We start from the raw sequence: 19305 nt of genomic DNA on the forward strand, positions 1-19305 counted from the left end.
ATCCAATACTCACTCCTTCTTCACCATAACCAATATTAAGAATGCAAACGAACGTACTATTCTCTTCAAGCGAAATGGTTGTTTCAGCAGTCTATAAAGCCACTCAAGGTTTAATTTAATCCATTTATCTGGTGCCCGCTTCACCTCACCAGCAATCACATCAAAGCTTCCTCCAACCCCCATAAATAATCCCTTCGAAAATTGTCCATATGTAGAAGTAATCCATTCATCTTGTTTCGGTGATCCCATTGCTACAAATACAATATCGGGTGTCGACTCGGAGATCTGCTTCACAATCATCTTATCATCTTTAAAATAACCATGATGAAAACCAGCAATTTGAATATTAGGATAGGATTTATTAATTTCTCTTATAAACTTTGAACTTGTTTTTTCTGTTGCACCAAGAAAATAACAGGAAAGGTTTTGTTCATTAGCAAATTCAAGTAAATCTAGCATTAATTCAAACCCTGGAATTCGTTCTTGAATAGGTAGCTTCAAGTATTTTGCAGCCATAACAATTCCTGCTCCATCTGGTACGACAATGTCAGCTGATTGAACAATCTGTTTATATCCCGGTATATCCCTAGTATTCATTACAATTTCGGGATTTGCAGTTACAATAAAGCATTTGGACCTACTCATTAATACAGGAAACAAACATTCTGTTAACAACTCCTGCTTTGATAAACTAGTAAAGTTAATATTCATAATGGTAACTGGCTTACTATTACCAATAATTGGATCTACTCTAGCCTGTTTCAAATTTACTGACATAACAAACAACCTTTCATTGGTAAGTTTATTTAATCGCTCTGTCAGATTCTTAGAATGCTATTATTAAAATATATACAACTAAAAAGAGTTAATATTCAGATATAAAATCTCATACATGGACAAAGTCACTTTACAATTGTTGGCAGTAATGGTCCCATTATTTACTTAGCAAAAATTCCATAACTTAAAGCTTCTTCCTTATATTTCTCTTTTTCTACCTTTGTCATCGTTTTATAGGTCGTGATAAATGCTTCGTATTGGGGTAATATTTCACTGGTTGGTCCATATGCTTTTACCCTACCAAATTCTAACCATAGAATTTTGTCAGCAAATTTTTTCATATCCTTGATAGAATGACTAACAAAAATAATAGTCTTCCCTTTTTCTTTAAACATGTTCATCTTCTGAAAAGCCTTTGCAGAAAATGCCTTATCTCCAACTGACAATGCTTCATCAATGATGATAATGTCTGGATCGATGGTAACAGAGATTGCAAAACCCAATCGTGATTTCATTCCACTGGAGTACGATTTGACTGGCTGATCAATAAACTTCCCAATTTCAGCAAATTCAATAATTTCGGGTTCTAAGTCCTGTATTTCTTTCTTAGAAAATCCAAGCATGAGACACTTCAGTTCAATATTCTCTCGACCTGTTAAGTTACCTTTTAATCCGGATGAAATAGCGATTAACGATACTTCCCCTTTCACTTCAACAGTGCCTGAAGTCTCAGGAAGAATTCCAGCAATAACATTGGATAATGTTGACTTCCCTGCTCCATTAATTCCTACAAAACCAACAACTTCTCCTTCATATGCCTCAAAATTAACATCCTGTAATGCATAAAAATCCTCTCCGTAGCTCTTAGGGAGGAAAATATCCTTTAACTTTTCCGAAGTTCCTTCATATAGTTTGTGCTTCTTGGTTACATGTTTAACCGAAATAGTTTTCTCCATATACAACCCTTCTATCCTCTTAAATAAAATCTATAAATCTTCGTCTAAACGTCGTATGCAGCTTAGCCCCTACTACTAAAAGTAGTAGTGTAATTCCCCAAAAGTATAGGGAGTATCCTAAGTTTTCTAAGATATACCATTCCTTACCTAACAATGCTGCTCGATACCCTTCCACAAGATAATACAGTGGATTCAATTTCATCACACGTTGAATCCAGTCAGGCAATGAAAATGTAACCCATAAAATTGGGGTCATATATAAAAGCATGCGTAATAATGCCTGAAGTAGCATCTGCAAATCACGAATAAACGTGTTTAATGTGGAAGTGATTAAGGATAAAGAAAAAATAAAAAGATAGGTTGCAAAGATAAATACAGGTAATTGCAGGTAATAGATTGTTACTGGATAACCGGTGAAGTTCAATATTATTATCGTGATTATGATTAAGCCGATATGGGAATAAAACTTAGAAAAAATAACAATATTAGGAATTAAGCTCATTGGAAAGTTCATTTTCGATAACATCTGCACACGTTGATAAATCGACTTTGAGCTTTCGATAATCGATGGGTTAAAGAAGAACCAGATAATAATCCCCGATAACATCCATTGAAAGAAAGGATCTCCATCTACTTCCTCACCCTCTCTAATACCATAGCCAAAGATAAACCAATAGATAGCTATTTGAATAGCCGGATTTATGACCTCCCATGCCAATCCTAAGTATGTCATTTTATTGTTACTTTTAATTTCATACCAAGAAAGTCTTCTCAATAAATAAAAATATTGTATTTGTTCTGCTAGCACCTTAAATACTGCCTTCATATGCGAATCCCTTCCAAAATGTATATAAGATCTTTTATTACCTATCTTAACTCAATATTATAACAATTGTAAATTTATTGTTAATATTTTGTAAAGTTATGATATGATTAAGACAAAATATTTACCTTCACCCGGAGTAGCGAAATGGAGAATTGGGGGAAATGACTAATGAAAAAAGTTATTACGTACGGTACGTTTGACTTAATTCATAATGGCCATATCAACTTATTAAAACGTGCCAAGGAACTAGGCGATTATCTAATCGTGGGCGTTTCCACTGACGAGTTCAATGAAATTAAAAATAAATTATCCTATCATAGCTACGAAAATAGAAAAGTCATCTTGGAAGCCATTCGTTATGTAGATGAGGTAATACCAGAAAGCAATTGGGAACAAAAGGTTGATGATGTGATGAATCATAACATTGATTTATTTGTAATGGGGGATGATTGGAAGGGTAAGTTTGACTTTTTAAAAGAATACTGTGAGGTTATCTATTTGCCTAGAACAGTTGATATCTCAACGACCAAAATTAAGATAGACTTACAACAGGTGAAAAATGGTTAGAGAAATTTTAATAACGTTCTACCTTTTCGTATTCCATATGCTCTTTACGATGGCAAAATTTTTTCCAATCCAAAAGAAAACCGTTTGCGTTGCTTCTTTTGGAGATAATATTTTTTATACTACGAGAGCCTTAAGGAAACTTTCTGAAGAAAAAATTGTCATTTTAAAAGGAAGATCCTGTAAGTACCCATTCAATAATTCAACTGGTATTGTTATTTCATTTACCCTTCATCACCCGATTTCCTATTTACGTTCCATTTATCATCTCGCAACAGCAACAACTGTATTGGTAGATAATTATTATGGTTTTTTGGCCGTTACAAACTTTAAAGAGGAAACTACATGCATTCAGCTTTGGCATGCAAATGGGGCTATAAAGTATTTTGGATTACAGGATCCTTCAACTGAAAAGCGAGGAATTAAAGCAAAAAAACGTTTTATGAGGGTTTACAGTCGTTTTAATTATATAATTGTTGGCTCCGAAAGAATGGCTTCTATATTTCGTAAAAGCTTCGAAATACCCGATGAGACAATTCTTCGTATTGGTATTCCGAGAACGGACATTTTTTATGACCCTTATGAAAAACTAGTAATACAACAACAATTACGTAAAATCCAATCAGTTAATGGAAAAAAAGTTATTCTCTATGCACCAACTTTTCGAGATCATGAGTTAGAGAACTATAATATTCAGTTGGACTTATCATTATTGGAGGAGCATTTATCTTCCGAGTATGTACTTTGGCTAAAAGTCCATCCAGCAGTATCTTATAATCTAGCAGAGTTCCATTCTGACTTTGTTATTGATGTATCTGATTACCACGACGTGAACCATTTACTCTTTAATACCGATATTCTAATAACCGATTATTCATCGATACCATTTGAATATGCCCTTTTAGGGAAACCCATCTTATTTTTTGCTTATGATTTAGTTGAATACCGATCAATTCGCGGTCTAATGAATGATTATGAAATATCTATGCCAGGACCTATTATCCAAACAAACGAAGAAATTATTGCTGCCATAAAAGAAAACAAATTTAGTAGAAGCATAATAAAATCCTTCGCAAACGATTGGAATGAATATTCAAAGGGTAATTCAAGTATGAACTTGGCAAAGTTTATAACCCAAACTGATAAGCAGACGGATGCTATAAAAATTAGTTAATAGAATAGCGGATAAAAAATGTACTAACATATTTGCTACCTTTTAATAATATTAGAAACCACTGATAAAAATTTCAGTGGTTTTATGAATTACCAAAAAGTATTTCATTGTAATAAATTTTTTCCCCTTTTGAATGATAGTCTCTCATCAATCTATAGGAACTACTCTTACTTCATCCTCTCGGGCAACGCATGAATCGACTCAATCAACGTATTGAGTTTTCCTTCGATCCGGTGTAATAAATAAAATGTCACCGCAATAGGAAAGCCCACCTCTGTAATGATTGATATCCAATTTTCCAAGTTTATTCACCTCCTCCTTTAAGAAAAAAGGAAGCTACTTAGGGGAAACTCCCCGAAGCAACTTCCTCCCTCCAGCATTAAACTAATTCAATATCTTCAACATTACGTTCCACAACGCGAGCGCTTTTCTTAGCGACTAAATTACCGCCATTAGATGTAAAAGCATTTTCTGCAATAATCGTATCCATCGCTGCAGTTACAGTGACAGGGTCAACCGGTTCAATTGGTTGCTCCAATGAATAAGTAACGATTTTGCCATCAGCATTTTCAAACTTTAATTCTAAGGTTTTCATGAATGGACCTCCTTTCCCCTAAATTTTTATGAAACCTTACTCTCCTGAACGAATGTCAGAACTGTCTTTACGCTCAATATTGAATAATGGGCGATCTTGCAATCCCGCAAAAGCGTTTGCGATTGCATACAGTTGATCTGCAGTTGCATCTGTCTTCACGTTATTAAAGCTTTTCGCTTTATATACTGGATCACCAGAAACCGGATCGTTGCCATCGTGAAGCACAAGACGCAGCTGAGAATTTTTCATATCTGCTACTGCCATGGTTAGCACCTCCTTTCACACTTATAATCGGTGGAAGGCTGAAGAAGGTGGCAAAAGAAATTTATATAACTAGTTACACTTTGGTGAGGAATAATCGATTATATAGATAGAAGGTGAAAAGTTCCGTGAATATTTCTTACCTTATTGAAGACGGCATAAAAAAGCCTTCTAGAAATTTAAACATTTCTAAAAGGCAATATTATTATTACTTATAAATTCTATAGTGGGTATTACCCTAAAGCATCACTAGGATCATAATTTCCAGGGCCACCTTCTGGGGAGTCACCTGGATTCGGTGTTGGGTCTGGTGTCGGTTCTGGTTCCGGTTCTGGTTCTGGTTCTGGTTCTGGTTTCGGATCTGGCTTTGGCTTCGAATCTGGCTTTGGCTTCGAATCTGGATCTGGCTTCGGATCTGGCTTCGGATCTGGCTTTGGTTTCGAATCTGGCTTTGGTTTCGAATCATCCTTTGTGTTTCCTGAAGATGACGATGTTTTACCATCTTCCTTTCCAGTCTCTTGTTTAGGAGATGATGAATTAATTGGTGTTTCCTTTTGCTCCGTATCAACAATAACTGGGGAGCTTGAATTAGTTGATTCCTGACTATTTGATATTTGCGGGTCTATTTTAGGCTCTTCTTCTTCTTCGTTTTCTACCAAATTCATTTGTTCATCATTATTTTGTTCGGCATCTATACTGTCTTGTTTCTCTATACTTTTTTCTAGCATTTCTTCATTATCTACTATATCGCCCTTTTGGTCATTATTATTCTCAGGATCTTCATCAATAGTTTCAGATGGCATATTTCCTACAACAGTTTTAACGGGTTGATCCGCTAAACTTTTGATAATCCAAAACCCTCCACCAAGTAACGGAATTGCTAATAAAATCGATGCAAGAATCCCCACTGCTTCTTTATTAATCTTCAAGTTATCCCCCCTAGTTTCTAAGTTTTATGTATGAATATAAGTAATTCTATTTAACTATAGTATAAAATTACTATTATTTGAACCATATTACTATCAGACTTAATTTCTGTATAAAGAAAGCTAAGATATACTGGAAATAAGTTCTTCATACCCAATAATGCCTCAAAAGTATTCTAACTTTCACTAGTTTTGCAACATATACCCGATAGATAAAATTGCCTTCTAAATAGGAATTGCAAACTCCTGACAAGTAAAAATCTAGCTTCCCCTACTAATTTACCATATAAATAACATACTGTCCTTGAAGATTTTATAATATGACAGCTTAATGGATAACTGGAAACAGGACTAATGTATATTCTCATGCAATTGAATTGTCCCCAGTATTATCAATACTTTGTAACATTACAGCACTAAGACATGTTTAGAATGAACCCCCAATAAATTGCTAATCCTATAGGAAAGATATTTTTTAGGGAGTGGCATGATGAATCTTTTTATTAACCATTCGATCGAACAGAAAAATAATGCAGTTGTTGTTACATTATATATAGATAACCGCTTTGGTTTCGAAGAGTTTAGTGATGAGTTTCAATTTAAAGAGAAAAAACGTTCACTTGAAAATGAAGCCAAGAAATATATAGAAACTCATTTACCAAATTTGAAAAAGGGAATTGTTAAGATTGCCTTTGGAACGATGAGTTTAACGGTATTACCTGTACAAACATTTGCAGAGGAAAATCCTACTTCTCCATCAACATCATCAGCATCAGCATATACATTTCAAGTAGAGGATAACACAAATAAAGCTATGGATGAAGCAACCATATCTAAAAATAAAGAAGATTCATCAGAATTTGATCCAGATACTAATGAACAAAATACCGATGCTGGTATTACCGCGTTTGAAGCTAATGTAGAACCTTCTACGACAAATAGTCAATATAATGTAACTAATAGTGCTGCTGATAGTTCGTTCACTACATCTCAACCCGCTGTACAAGATACTACATACATCGTAGTACCAGGTGATACCTTAACACGTATTTCTAGACTATATGATGTATCCATTAATCAGATTAAAACGGCCAATAACCTTACCAGCGATACTATCTATGTCGGACAAGTGATAGTAGTTCCAATTAAAGCTAGTTCTGAAAATGGGATTCCTGACACTCAGGATGATACACAAGATTTAGAAGATCAACCAACTCCAGAGTCAACAACAGAACCACTTCAAAAAGGCATGTACCGAGATGATGCTATCACAATAAAGAATAACCTTGAGCGATTGGGATTTGCCCAATGGAAGAATCCACCTAATAATTATTTTGGGAGTTCTTCAGAGCTAGCACTAATGGATTTTCAGGCTCATTATGGTCTTCAGGTTACTGGGATTGCTGATAAGATAACCATAGACCAAATGGAATCAATAGTATCAAGCCCGCTTCAGGAGGGTGGACGTCATGATGATGCCATTCAACTGAAGAAGAATTTAGAAATTCTCGGATATGTCAATTGGAAAAGCGAACCTACAAATTACTTTGGTTCAGGGACAAAAATAGCCCTTCAAAATTTCCAGAGAGATAATGATTTTCCTACATCAGGGATTGCCGATAAGATTACAATATCCAAGCTAAACGAATTAGCCTCGGCACCGCTACAACCGGGAATGAACCGCGCAGATGCCATTAATGTTAAGAAAAACCTCGACATACTTGGTTATATTAAATGGAGTAATCCACCAAATAGCTATTATGGTGCACAGACGGAAGCCGCCGTAAAATCTTTCCAGAGCGATTATAACTTACCAGCCACTGGTATTGTAGATGCTGCTACGAAATCAAAACTAGAAGCGTTGGCAAATGTTCCACTCCAAGAGGGGATGCATCGAACTGATGCGATTGAACTAAAATTGAATCTCGAAACACTTGGTTTTATCAATTGGAAAAACCATCCTAATGACTTTTTTGGTAGAACATCTGTTGAAGCTCTTAGGAATTTTCAGACTTATTATGGTTTAGAAGCAAATGGCACTGCAGATCAGGAAACAATAAATAAAATGAAAGAAATACTATCTAGCCCCCTTCAGGATGGAAAAAGCCATGTTGATGCAATTCAATTAAAGAAAGACTTAGCAAAAATCGGAATTGTCAACTGGAAGAATCCTCCGACGAATTTTTTTGGAACTAGTACGAAAAAAGCCGTACAAGATTTTCAAAAGACACACAATCTCCCCATAAGTGGTATTGCTGATTCAAGAACACTGCAAAAAGTTGCAGAAATCGCAGAATCAGTTGCAGAGGTTAATAGCTTTTATATAACAGGGAAAGGATATGGTCATGCTGTTGGGATGACCCAATGGGGTGCTTATGGAATGGCTCAATCTGGGTACTCTTACGATGCAATATTAAAGTACTATTATACAGGAACTGAAATTGGTACACGAGACACTGAAAATCAGATTGTACGAGTTCTGCTGACACAAAATGCAAGTACCTTAAAAATTTCTAGTAATCAGCCTTATCAAGTTGGAGATAAGGAGTTTTTAGCGAATTCAGAAACAACTATTCAATACCAAGACGGTGAATACATTATAAAAAATAGTGATAATACCTATACACGGACAACTCAATTTCAAATTTCTTCGTCTAAGGACGGATTATTATATTTTGACAATATGCAGTATGAAGGCATATTTTACGTTTCATCAAACAGTGGAACAATGGATCTTGTAAACCACTTAAGTGTGGAGAATTATCTAAAAGGTGTAGTCCCTTATGAAATTATTCCAAGCTGGAATAATCTCGACTTATTCAAAACCCAGACACTAGCAGCTCGTACCTATGTCTTAAAAGAGATCCAACGGAATTATAATGGTAAATTTGATGTTTATGATACGGTACGCTCTCAGGTCTATAATGGTATTCCAAAAGATATTCCCGAGGTATATGTAACCAAAATTAATCAAGCTATTTCTGATACAAAGGGAAAGGTGATTCTTTATAATGGTGGATTAATTGATGCTGTTTATTCCGCTTCTTCGGGAGGACACACAGTTGATGCAGTAGAGGTTTGGGGGAATAGTGTACCATATCTAGTTGGAAAAGAGGACCCATACGACACATTCAAATACTCGCAAAATTGGTGGAGTTATACCATATCAAAGCAAGACTTAGAAAAATTATATCCAAACGCCGGAAAAATTATCGATGTAAAAGTTGAAGAAACCAAATTCAATCGACCAACTGTAATTTCTATCGTAGGAGAAAATGGAACCATCACCATATCAGGAAAAGAGTTTAGAAGTAAAATTGGAATGGCTAATATGCTTTCCAATACATTTACAATTGAAGGAATTCAATGAATACCAAAAAGACATAACTAGAGATTCCCTACTCCTAGTTATGTCTTTTCCTATTTATCTAACAGTGGTACGGACATTCTAACAACCTTTCAGATGACTATTTTATCGTTGTATAATTTGTTAAGTTATACATTTTTAAATTTTTATAAAATTGGGGTACTAACAGGAGGATAACACATGGAGTTTATGATAGCCTTTGGTATAGCTAGCATCATGCTTGGTATAGCTATGATCATTCGGACGAAGGTTCGATTTATTAGGAATATGCTCGTACCTGCAAGTGTAATTGCAGGTGTTATTGGCTTAATTGTTATGAATACTGGTCTTATTACATCGACAAGCTTGGATATTTTTGTGCAAATCGTGAACCATTTGTTTGTTATTGTCTTTATTTCAATTGGGTTAACAAGTAGCTCTAAACATAAAAGTTCTTCAAATTCTACTGGAAAGAATATTGCAAAAGGTTCATTAGGTATGGGATTTCTCTGGAATCTTTTGTACGCATTAACACCTGCTGTTGGTGCAATTATAATTCTTCTAGTTGGTGGATTCTTTGGAATGGATCCCCTTTATGGATTATTAATTCCGTTTGCATTTACACAAGGGCCCGGTCAGGCATCAACATTTGGAACCATTTTTGAACAACAATATGGAATTGCAGATGCAGCAACAGTCGGAATAACCTTTGCTGCTATTGGATTCCTTATTTGCTTCTTGGTTGGTGTTCCATTAGCCAAACTCGGTGTAAAACGAGGATTGGCAAAGGAACTAGGAAAAAATAAAGTGGAAGGCTTTATTGAAAGAGGCTTCTACGCAAAGAATGAAGAAAAACCTGAATTAGGAAAGGAAACCATGTTTAGTGGAAATATGGATACCATGACATTCCATTTTGCCATTATTGGAATTTGCTATGTGCTAGCCATCGGAATGTCACAGATTTTCGCACTAATACCTGGTATAGGTGCGACCATAAGTAGCATGTTATTTATTTACGGTATGCTGGCAGCTTATCTTGTTAAATTTATTATGAAGAAACTAAAAATCGACTATATGTTAGATAACACATTTCAATCCAAGATCACTGGATGGGCTACCGATTTCCTAGTTGTTGGCTCCTTTATGGCTGTTAAGTTTAGTATTATCCAACAATGGTTAGTTCCTATCATTACTGTTTCGCTTGTTATCACCCTCATTACCGTCATCGTTTCACTTTACTTTGGTAAACGTTTGGGCGGGGAAAATGATTTTGAAAGAACACTCGGATTCTTTGGAACTGCAACTGGCACTGTTCCAAGTGGAATGGCATTAGTGAGAATTGTTGATCCTTCATTGCGAACAACTACAGCGATTGAACTCGGAATGATGAACGTACCAATGATGGCTTCTTATGTAACATTAATGACCATATTTGCAATGGCAGCAGGGACACTATCCTTCGTATCAGGAATACTTCTTCTCCTTGCTCCTATTCCAGTATATTTAATCATTTTAAAGGTATTTCGTGTGTGGGGTAAGAAAACATATGATTTTAAAGATAATACTGGTTTAGAAGAACAAACGAAGAAAAAGGAATTTGTTGCTGTCTAAAAAATATTAAATGAATTGGGGAGTTTACTATGCAAAGATTATATTATGGTGGAGACATTATCACTATGGAGAACGAAAATGACCATGTCCAAGCTGTACTTGTAGAAGATGGTAAGATTAAAAAAGTAGGCACGTTAGATGATGTAGAATATTTATTAAGCAAAGAAAAAATAGAAAAAATAAATTTAGAAGGTAAAACCTTAATGCCTGCCTTCATCGATGCACATGGGCATATTTCTATGGTTGGACCAATTTCCGTTCTTGCCGATTTAAGTGGATGTGAAAGTTTTGATCATATCATTTATACCATGAAGGCATATATGGAGGAAAAAGGGATTTCTAAAGGAGAAATGGTTGTAGGTTTTGGGTATGATCATAATAATTTATTAGAAGAGAAACACCCAACAAAGGAAGTATTAAATCAAGTTTCAACGGAAAATCCTATCTTTATCTCCCATGCTTCAGCACACATGGGGATTGCAAATGATGCAGCATTGAGATTAATAGGGATTGATGAAAATACCCCTGACCCAGAAGGGGGTCACATTGGAAGAATAGAAGGTAGTAATGAACCAAACGGCTACTTAGAAGAAGGCGCTATGATGCCACTTCAAGAAAAAGTTTTCAAACAGTCAGGAATGGATACTGCTGAATTAGCATTAGTAGCACAAGACATTTATATTAAAAATGGTATTACTACCATCCAGGATGGGGCTACATCTCTAGATACTATTAATCTATTTAAGACCTTATCCAAACAGAAAAAGTTAAAAGTGGATGTAGTGGCATATCCACTTGTATCAGACGATGCAAGAGAAATCTGGAAAAACAATCAAGACTACACAACCAACTATAGCAATCATTTTAGAATTGGTGGCTACAAAATGTTTCTAGATGGTTCTCCACAAGGTAAAACTGCATGGTTGACAGAGCCCTATGAAGGGGAAGAAAGCTACCTAGGTTACCCCTGGTTTAAGGATGAACAAGTAAAAGAAATGGCATCAATGGCTATCCATGATAATGTTCAACTTCTGACACACTGTAATGGAGATGCTGCATCTGATCAACTATTACGAAACTATGAAGCAGCATTAAAAGAATCTAATAACCCTAATAAAAATAAGTTACGTCCAGTAATGATTCACTGTCAAACTGTTCGATATGATCAGTTAGACAAAATGGTTGAACTAGAGATGATTCCTTCCATCTTCGTCTCCCACACATATTATTGGGGCGATGTTCATTTGAAAAATCTTGGAGATGAACGGGGAAATAGAATTAGCCCTGCAAAATCAGCATTCGATAGAGGGCTTTGTGTAAACTTTCACCAAGACGCACCTGTAATAAAACCTGATATGCTTCATACATTATGGTGTGCAGTGAATCGTCAAACTAGAAAAGGTGTAACGATAGGTCCTGAAGAACGTGTAAGTGTTTACGATGCATTAAAAGCATTAACCATTAATGCAGCATATCAATATTCCGAAGAAAATATTAAGGGAAGTATTAAAGAAGGAAAGCTTGCTGACTTAGTTATCTTAGATGAAAATCCTTTGAAAGTTGCGAAGATGGAATTGAAGGATATTCAAGTAGTGGAGACTATAAAAGAAGGCAATACCATTTATAGAGCCTCTTTTGATTCGTTTCAGACTGCTTGGTAGGGTTAGAGTAATTTGAAGGCGTGTTGGCAGTAGCGCCTGCGGTGGAGGGGCATTGAGTTATCTCCAGGAAAAATGAGTCCATTGAATTCAGTCATCCACCCATTTTATTTCTGAAATTATTATTATTACATGCAACTAAAGCTATTCAGAAATAGAGCATAGTTTCATTAACTGGTACGAATGTTATGACCTCATTGTACTCTCCCATTCTACCCTTTATAATTTACAGAAATGTCAGTTAACATCAAGGGAGGAATTTCGAATGCTACGCCTAATGTGTAAAGGAAAGATACACAGAGCAACAGTTACGGAAGCAGAACTTGACTATGTTGGAAGTATAACAATTGATTATAAGTTAATGAAGGAAGCAAATATTAAACCATATGAAATGGTCCAGGTTACAAGCTTGAAAAATGCAACTAGATGGAAAACATATGCAATACCGGCTCCGGAGGGTTCTAAACGTATTTGCTTAAATGGTCCACCTGCACATTTATTTTCAACTGGGGATATTGTAATCATATTAAGTCTAGGCTTGATGACGGATGAGGAAATAGAAAAACTAAAACCTAGAGTAGTATTTGTTGATGAAAATAATCTGATTACTAGTGTCGAAGAGCATGACCTACACTGGCCAGAAGGAGTAAAAATCTAATCACATTTAAATAAATAATAAATCCAACTGAATTGCCAGTCAGTTGGATTTATTTAAATTGAATAATAACACAGTAGCAAATATACCAGCTTATCTCTTAACAACACTCTCTTTTTCCTTAAAACTAAACCATCCATTTAATTTTGCAATAATGAATATAATAAGTGTACAACCTAAAGTAATTGCAATGAATATCCAAGATTGGGAGTTAACTACCAAGATTGGTGCAAATGTAATAAGTAAAATCTCAACTGGAGCAATTGGTATATATGCTAACCCATAGTCATCTAGTGTATTACTCTTCATGTCTGGATCTACAATTCTAAGAAGAGCAATTCCCATAGCTACTGTTCCAGTAGTCCATCCCCAAGTAAATATACCTCTTTCAAACCAATGTTGTTTAAAGAATCCTTTTGAAAGTATAAAGAAGTAAGTCCAGGCAACAACTAAACCAAAAATAAATAACAATACTAAAGGAACGATATATTGAGCAACTACTGACACGCTAATGGACGCAATACCAAATGCAACTAATAAATCCGTTGCCCCACCACTGATGCGATTCACAACTTCTTTTGAAACGTATTTATCTGACTTTGTTACAGTCATTACTTTCTTAGCAAGCAAACCAACTAAGAAAGCTAATGAGAAGGCAGGAATTGCTACGTTAGGTAGTAGGCTAGCACCTAATTGACTTAAATAGTATCCAATTAAAGCAATACCAGTAATCAAAGAAATATGAAAAATAAGAGGGTCAATAGAAATTGAGGAAACTGTATCAACTTCTATTTCTTTTCTGTTTTTTACTGGAATTAATCCTGTTCTAAGTTCTGTAGGTAATTGATTAAATGATGGTAAGAAATTTGTATCTCCCTTTGTTGCACCACGTTTAATAAATACCATACCAATTAAAATAGAACTAATAATCCCCACAGTAGCTGAGGTCATTGCAATTGAAGTTGCTTCCTCCCAGCCATTTTGAGCAAAAGCGTCCCCAATTGCTGCAGCTGTACCATGTCCACCAACAAAACCAGCAGCGAGCAACAAGCCAAAACCAGAATGAAGTCCATCCCAGAAAGGATTTAGTATTAGTAATGCAAAAAGAAGACCTGCACCCCACATAAATAGCATTGCAATTTGTGAATATGACCACATACTTCCGACTCTTCTTGAAATTTCTTTCCAGTTAACTTTTGGGGATGTAAGAGGTAGTGCTCCAAAAACTACTGCAATAAGTATTCCAGGATATGTGCCTAATTGATTAGAAAAAGGGAGTATACCAATGCCATTTGGCCCAAATGCAAGCGCTATGACACCTGCGATTATTCCAGCGGGTAAAAATAATCGTTGGACAATTTTTACCTTAGCTCTTATATAAACACTTAGTAACAACAATAAGGAAATAAGACCTAAATCAGTAAGTAAAGTCCATGGTGTAAATTCCATCTATTTTCCTCCATTCAAATTCATTAAGTATATGTAAAAACACGTATAGTCAAAATATAATTCTCCAACAATTTTAATTGAGTACTACATTACTAATTATTAAATTACATTTTAGTCCTGAGAAATCTTGTCCTTTTATAAGATGTTTCAACGAATGGGATATATACAGATTCTTAGCTCTGTGGGAAATCAAAATAATGAATGAGGACAATTCTAGAGAGTTTTTATACCCAAGGATATTGGATGTCTTAACTTAATACACAGTAGAGTTACTTTTTAAGAATAATCTATTTCCAACAACGGTTCAAGTAATACATTTTTGTTAAAATCATTAAATTATTCTGTAATTCATTATGTTGGATAGTAATCATTTCAGGTAAATATATTGTGGCTGTATAGAATTAAAGGGACATATAGCAGTGCCCTAGACCACCCACCAAAAGAACAGGTCTCTGGATTCATCATATATCCAAAGACCTGCCACTTCTATATAAATTCCATTATTCTGACTGCCAATGACCGATTAACTCTTCCACACTTTCATTTAACCAATTCTTTGCCTCGGGAGAAATTATCTTAAATCCATTTAATTTTAATTGATATTCAATAAGATCACCTTCCACAATCGAGCCATATTGTTGAACATCACATTTATTTCAGCGATATAGAGATCATATCTTTGAACATTCAAAATTGGTGTCTGTTTTTCTATTGACTAAACGTTCATTCATTGGAAATAATAGGAGGGATTGTATTGGATTTAAATTTCGAAATTACTGGTGCTGGTCATCCTGTTGTTCTTATTCATAGTGGTGGGTCTGATATAAGGCTGTGGAAATTATTGACACCCCTTTTATCTAAGAATTATAAAGTAATTGCTTTTGATGGCCGCGGTGCAGGGAAATCACCAACCCCTTTAAAACATACCAACTACGTTGAAGACCTACTGTCGGTAATGGATTATCTTGAACTTAAACAGGCAACACTTATTGGCCATTCCATGGGTGGACAGATAGCAACCGATTTAGCCCTTAATTACCCTGAGAGAGTTTCAAAACTCGTATTAATTGCCCCCTCATTAACTGGTTTTATCTATTCAAGGGAGTTTGAACAATATCATTATAAAGTATTAGAAGCTGCCCCTAATATAGATAGCATGTTAGAACTTGCCCTTCATTCACCGACATATCAAGTGGTAATCGATACTCCACAAAAAGATCTAATTGTTCAAATGCTTAGGCATCATTTCGAGCGAATGTTTAAGTGGCCTGCAGATTTCTGTATGCAATGGCCACAACCTCCAGCTATGGAACGATTAGGAGAATTGAATACCGAAACTTTATTTCTGATAGGCAAAAAGGATTTACCAGATAATTTACGAGTTGCCGACCAATTCCATAAAGTTCCAAACATTCGTTTCATCGAAATAGAGGACGGCGATCATATGATACCCCTCACCCATTATGAATTTTTAAATCAAGAAGTAACTACTTTTATAGAGGATGAAAGTTAATATGCCACGTTCACCTGAGGAAAATGATCGTATTCGCCAATCAACCAAAAAGAAAATAAGCGCTGCAGCTATGGAGTTATTTATGAAACAAGGATACTACACTACTTCAATAGGTGCTATCGCTAAACATGCGGGCATTTCGAAAGGGTTACTCTATAACTATTACAAAGCAAAAGAAGAACTGCTTTCTGAAATGGTCGAGGATAGGATCCAGGAAGTGGTTGGAGTAATGACAGAAGCAATCTCCAAAGAGACACCTAGTGAACAACTTAAATTCATAGTCAACGGTGCTATTGATAATATACACAAGAAACCTGAAGTCCATCGGTTTTATCTTCATCTGCAAACACAACCAGAGGATGATGTAGAGTTAATTAAATTCAGTCAACGCATTATCGAACAAAACTCTCGACAGTTTGAGTTGCAATGTAAAATATTTGAGAGAATGGGAGAAACAGAGCCAAGGAAACGATCGTTATATTTTTCCTCCGTGCTACAAGGTATTATGTTGATGATATCAACTTATCCACAGAAGTTTCCCAGGGAAGAAATAAAGAAACAAATTATAAGAGAGTTTTGCAAGGAGTCTGCCCTGTAAAAGAGGCTAGTCCTTTATATACTCTTAAGTAAGCCATTGGAGACCGGTTGGGACTGCTTAAAATAGCACCATTTTCAGCAGTCCCTATACTCACCCATAGGCTTTTTTCAATTATTCAATATCCATCGTCTTAACAGTATGCTCTCCTGCTATCCACTCAAACTCCATCTCAAACTCGTGTTTGTCACCTTTTACCTCATACTCGTACTCCACCTTTAGTTGATTGGTAGGAGAAACCTCAATATGTTCCGTCCCCCGCACAAAAGTGAATTTACCGTCTTCCTTTAATTTTTTTGCCATTTTCTCCAGTATTGTTGCAAACTCGATGACACTTTGCTTCTCTTTGTGTTTAATTACCTTTTGTGATGTAGGTTGTTTCTCTTCCATAACAATTCCTCCTTTATATATCGGTGAAAGGAGTATCCGTGCAGTAAACAAAATGTAAGACACCATTTCCTTTTCTTGATAGTCTTATACCCAGTTCACCATTAACTTCTTGATACCACATCTTAACAACTATAGCAAATATATCTGGCTTCAAACGCGAATCTATAATTTTATTTGTAATCTCAGTAGTCATCAGGGTTTCATGTAAATCCAATTGAATTTAACAACTGTTCCCTTTCAAAAGAATAAACCCTATTTGTACTTAATGATTATTTTCCCCCTCGAAAATTTACAATATAATCATTGTCAGAATCATCACTTAGTGGGTGTTTTTTACAGGCACAAAAAATAACAACTTTAAATAAAAAACTGTTAGAATGATGTCTGCACCAATTGGTGCATTCATTCTAACAGTATCATTAAACTTATTTACTTAATCCCTATTCTTCACAACCACTTTTTCATTCCCTAGAATCAAGTAATTCAATTCTTTCTCAGGAATACTATTAAATTCTTTCCTCTTCATAATATAGAAGATAACCCCTAGCACTATCCAAACAACCAATGCAATTCGTGACTCCACTCCTAAGTAAGCTGGTGAACCAGGGATTAATAATAATCCTAAGAAGATTAAGCTTACAACTGCTCCTATACCAGATATTGTTTTCTTTACTGGAGCAACTACGTTTATGTCCGCATTATATTTTTCATCCTTATTCCACTTAAATAGTTTAAAAGCCGAAAAACAAGTATAAAAATACGCAATTGTTACTCCAACTGAGGACATATCAACTACCCATAATAATGCTTCTCTTCCAAACCACGGTGCTAATAGGGCAACCACAACAACAAAAACAATACTAAAATATGGTGTTTTGTATGTGGTATGAACTTTCGAAAACGCTCCAGGTAAGACTTTCGCTCTAGACATAGCAAATAAGAGACGACTTGTGGTCATGATAAAACCAATCAAACCAGTAAAGATCCCCATTGATAGTGCAACAACTAATATCACTAATCCGAGCGTACCTAGTAATTCCTCAATAGCAAACCCAGTCCCCCAGAGATGTCCTGCTGCTACTAATCCTTCCCAAGGGGTAGCCATTGCAGTAGCAAGAATCATCAAAGCATACAATACAAATGCAAAAAATACTGCGTAGATAATTAGGCTAAATGCTTTTTTAGAAGAAAAATTGAATTCTTCTGCGGTTTGAGGTATGGTATCAAAACCAACATATGCCCAAGGTGCAATAGCAACAATGGATAAAATAGCTGCAATTGCAGTTGTTTCAGGATTGAATAGAGGTTGTACATTTGCTAAACCTGCATCTGGTTGTATGCCAACCATTAGCGTTAATGCCACCACGCTAATTACCATCACACAACAAAAAATAAACTGGATTCTCCCTGACATACTAGAACCCTTAATATTAAAGTAACCAAAAATTAATAAAGCTGCAGTTGCAACAATTACTTCTGTTAAATAAACATCCCAACCAGCAATTTGATATAACTGGAAATTCTCAATGACTTCCGGAAAAACAAACTTAATCATCAAAGCAAATGCCGATGCATTAAGGGCTACGATACATAAATATCCAAATGTTAAAAACCATCCGCATATAAATGCATGTGTCCTCCCTAAACTAACAAATGTATATGCGAATGATCCGCCTGAGACAGGAAAACTTTTTATTAGAAAACCGTAGCTGACTGCTATGACCATCATTAATAAAGCACCGATACCAAAACCTATCATGACACCCAAAGGTCCTGCTGTGGACATCCAGGTAGTAGGTTGAACAAAAGCACCCCACCCAATGGCAGTGCCCAGGGCAATTGCCCATACCCATTGTGGTTTTAGGGATTTTTTTAATGTATTTCTTTCTTCCATGCTGAGTCTCCTTTAAGGTTCTTTGATGTATAGTTTTGACAAATAACTACAATATCCTACCATAACTTTCTTCCAAATGTAATGAGGTCCGTACCAGTTGCTTTGTTTAGTTCCT

General features: G+C 35.5%; 19 protein-coding genes. 8 read left to right on the forward strand and 11 right to left on the reverse strand.

Annotated elements, in window-relative coordinates:
* Positions 1 to 9: 9 nt before the first annotated feature.
* The 3 genes from TY11_RS05310 to TY11_RS05320 form a co-directional block, all read right to left on the reverse strand.
* The gene (locus TY11_RS05310) at positions 10 to 777 is read right to left on the reverse strand and encodes a WecB/TagA/CpsF family glycosyltransferase (protein WP_042143668.1); all 768 of its coding nucleotides are present in this window, start codon (positions 775 to 777) and stop codon (positions 10 to 12) included.
* A gap of 161 nt (positions 778 to 938) precedes the next feature.
* Complete coding sequence (gene tagH, locus TY11_RS05315; RefSeq protein ID WP_042143670.1) at positions 939 to 1733, reverse strand: teichoic acids export ABC transporter ATP-binding subunit TagH; 795 nt, start codon at positions 1731 to 1733, stop codon at positions 939 to 941.
* Positions 1734 to 1752: 19 nt separating this feature from the next.
* A complete protein-coding gene (locus TY11_RS05320) occupies positions 1753 to 2559 on the reverse strand; it encodes an ABC transporter permease (RefSeq protein ID WP_042143673.1) in 807 nt (268 codons plus the stop codon).
* A 168-nt stretch (positions 2560 to 2727) separates the two neighbouring features.
* On the opposite strand from TY11_RS05320, the gene tagD reads away from it, so the two are divergent.
* A complete protein-coding gene (gene tagD / locus TY11_RS05325) occupies positions 2728 to 3126 on the forward strand; it encodes a glycerol-3-phosphate cytidylyltransferase (protein ID WP_042143675.1) in 399 nt (132 codons plus the stop codon).
* Positions 3119 to 4297 (forward strand): CDP-glycerol glycerophosphotransferase family protein, encoded by a 1179-nt coding sequence (locus TY11_RS05330; protein ID WP_042143677.1) that lies wholly within the window; start codon positions 3119 to 3121, stop codon positions 4295 to 4297. Before tagD ends, TY11_RS05330 begins: the two co-directional genes overlap by 8 nt.
* 167 nt (positions 4298 to 4464) lie before the next feature.
* Here TY11_RS05330 and TY11_RS20050 read toward each other — a convergent pair whose 3' ends face one another.
* The 4 genes from TY11_RS20050 to TY11_RS19800 form a co-directional block, all read right to left on the reverse strand.
* On the reverse strand, positions 4465 to 4599 hold the full coding sequence (locus TY11_RS20050; RefSeq protein ID WP_081755836.1) for a YvrJ family protein: 135 nt from the start codon (positions 4597 to 4599) through the stop codon (positions 4465 to 4467).
* 77 nt (positions 4600 to 4676) lie between these two features.
* Positions 4677 to 4892: a DUF2922 domain-containing protein gene (locus TY11_RS05335; RefSeq protein WP_042143678.1), complete on the reverse strand. Its 216-nt coding sequence runs from the start codon at positions 4890 to 4892 to the stop codon at positions 4677 to 4679.
* A gap of 36 nt (positions 4893 to 4928) precedes the next feature.
* On the reverse strand, positions 4929 to 5156 hold the full coding sequence (locus TY11_RS05340; protein WP_042143681.1) for a DUF1659 domain-containing protein: 228 nt from the start codon (positions 5154 to 5156) through the stop codon (positions 4929 to 4931).
* Positions 5157 to 5386: 230 nt separating this feature from the next.
* A complete protein-coding gene (locus tag TY11_RS19800) occupies positions 5387 to 6082 on the reverse strand; it encodes a hypothetical protein (protein ID WP_052345748.1) in 696 nt (231 codons plus the stop codon).
* A gap of 487 nt (positions 6083 to 6569) precedes the next feature.
* On the opposite strand from TY11_RS19800, the gene TY11_RS19805 reads away from it, so the two are divergent.
* The 4 genes from TY11_RS19805 to panD all read left to right on the forward strand — a co-directional run bounded on the left by TY11_RS19805 (position 6570) and on the right by panD (position 13352).
* Positions 6570 to 9449 carry a peptidoglycan-binding protein gene (locus TY11_RS19805; RefSeq protein ID WP_052345749.1) on the forward strand — a complete coding sequence of 960 codons (2880 nt, stop codon included), beginning with the start codon at positions 6570 to 6572 and terminating at the stop codon, positions 9447 to 9449.
* A 177-nt stretch (positions 9450 to 9626) separates the two neighbouring features.
* On the forward strand, positions 9627 to 11036 hold the full coding sequence (locus tag TY11_RS05355) for a sodium/glutamate symporter (protein WP_231495783.1): 1410 nt from the start codon (positions 9627 to 9629) through the stop codon (positions 11034 to 11036).
* Positions 11037 to 11065: 29 nt separating this feature from the next.
* Positions 11066 to 12697, forward strand: a complete 1632-nt coding sequence (locus TY11_RS05360; protein ID WP_042143682.1) for an amidohydrolase — start codon at positions 11066 to 11068, stop codon at positions 12695 to 12697.
* A gap of 262 nt (positions 12698 to 12959) precedes the next feature.
* On the forward strand, positions 12960 to 13352 hold the full coding sequence (gene panD, locus TY11_RS05365; RefSeq protein ID WP_042143684.1) for an aspartate 1-decarboxylase: 393 nt from the start codon (positions 12960 to 12962) through the stop codon (positions 13350 to 13352).
* 90 nt (positions 13353 to 13442) lie between these two features.
* On the opposite strand, the gene TY11_RS05370 is transcribed toward panD, so the two are convergent.
* On the reverse strand, positions 13443 to 14798 hold the full coding sequence (locus tag TY11_RS05370) for a sodium/glutamate symporter (RefSeq protein ID WP_042143686.1): 1356 nt from the start codon (positions 14796 to 14798) through the stop codon (positions 13443 to 13445).
* Positions 14799 to 15298: 500 nt separating this feature from the next.
* The gene (locus tag TY11_RS20965) at positions 15299 to 15421 is read right to left on the reverse strand and encodes a hypothetical protein (protein WP_255342653.1); all 123 of its coding nucleotides are present in this window, start codon (positions 15419 to 15421) and stop codon (positions 15299 to 15301) included.
* A 131-nt stretch (positions 15422 to 15552) separates the two neighbouring features.
* Here TY11_RS20965 and TY11_RS05375 point away from each other — a divergent pair, with 131 nt between their 5' ends.
* Positions 15553 to 16311, forward strand: a complete 759-nt coding sequence (locus tag TY11_RS05375) for an alpha/beta fold hydrolase (RefSeq protein WP_042143688.1) — start codon at positions 15553 to 15555, stop codon at positions 16309 to 16311.
* A gap of 1 nt (position 16312) precedes the next feature.
* Complete coding sequence (locus TY11_RS05380) at positions 16313 to 16909, forward strand: TetR/AcrR family transcriptional regulator (RefSeq protein WP_042143690.1); 597 nt, start codon at positions 16313 to 16315, stop codon at positions 16907 to 16909.
* A gap of 111 nt (positions 16910 to 17020) precedes the next feature.
* Here TY11_RS05380 and TY11_RS05385 read toward each other — a convergent pair whose 3' ends face one another.
* Positions 17021 to 17296, reverse strand: coding sequence for an amphi-Trp domain-containing protein (locus TY11_RS05385; RefSeq protein WP_042143692.1), 276 nt, complete (start codon positions 17294 to 17296; stop codon positions 17021 to 17023).
* Positions 17297 to 17729: 433 nt separating this feature from the next.
* Positions 17730 to 19190, reverse strand: coding sequence for an APC family permease (locus TY11_RS05390; protein WP_042143694.1), 1461 nt, complete (start codon positions 19188 to 19190; stop codon positions 17730 to 17732).
* Positions 19191 to 19305: the final 115 nt, after the last annotated feature.

This window comes from Paucisalibacillus algeriensis, from assembly GCF_000577245.1.
Classification (GTDB): Bacteria; Bacillota; Bacilli; order Bacillales; family Amphibacillaceae; genus Ornithinibacillus.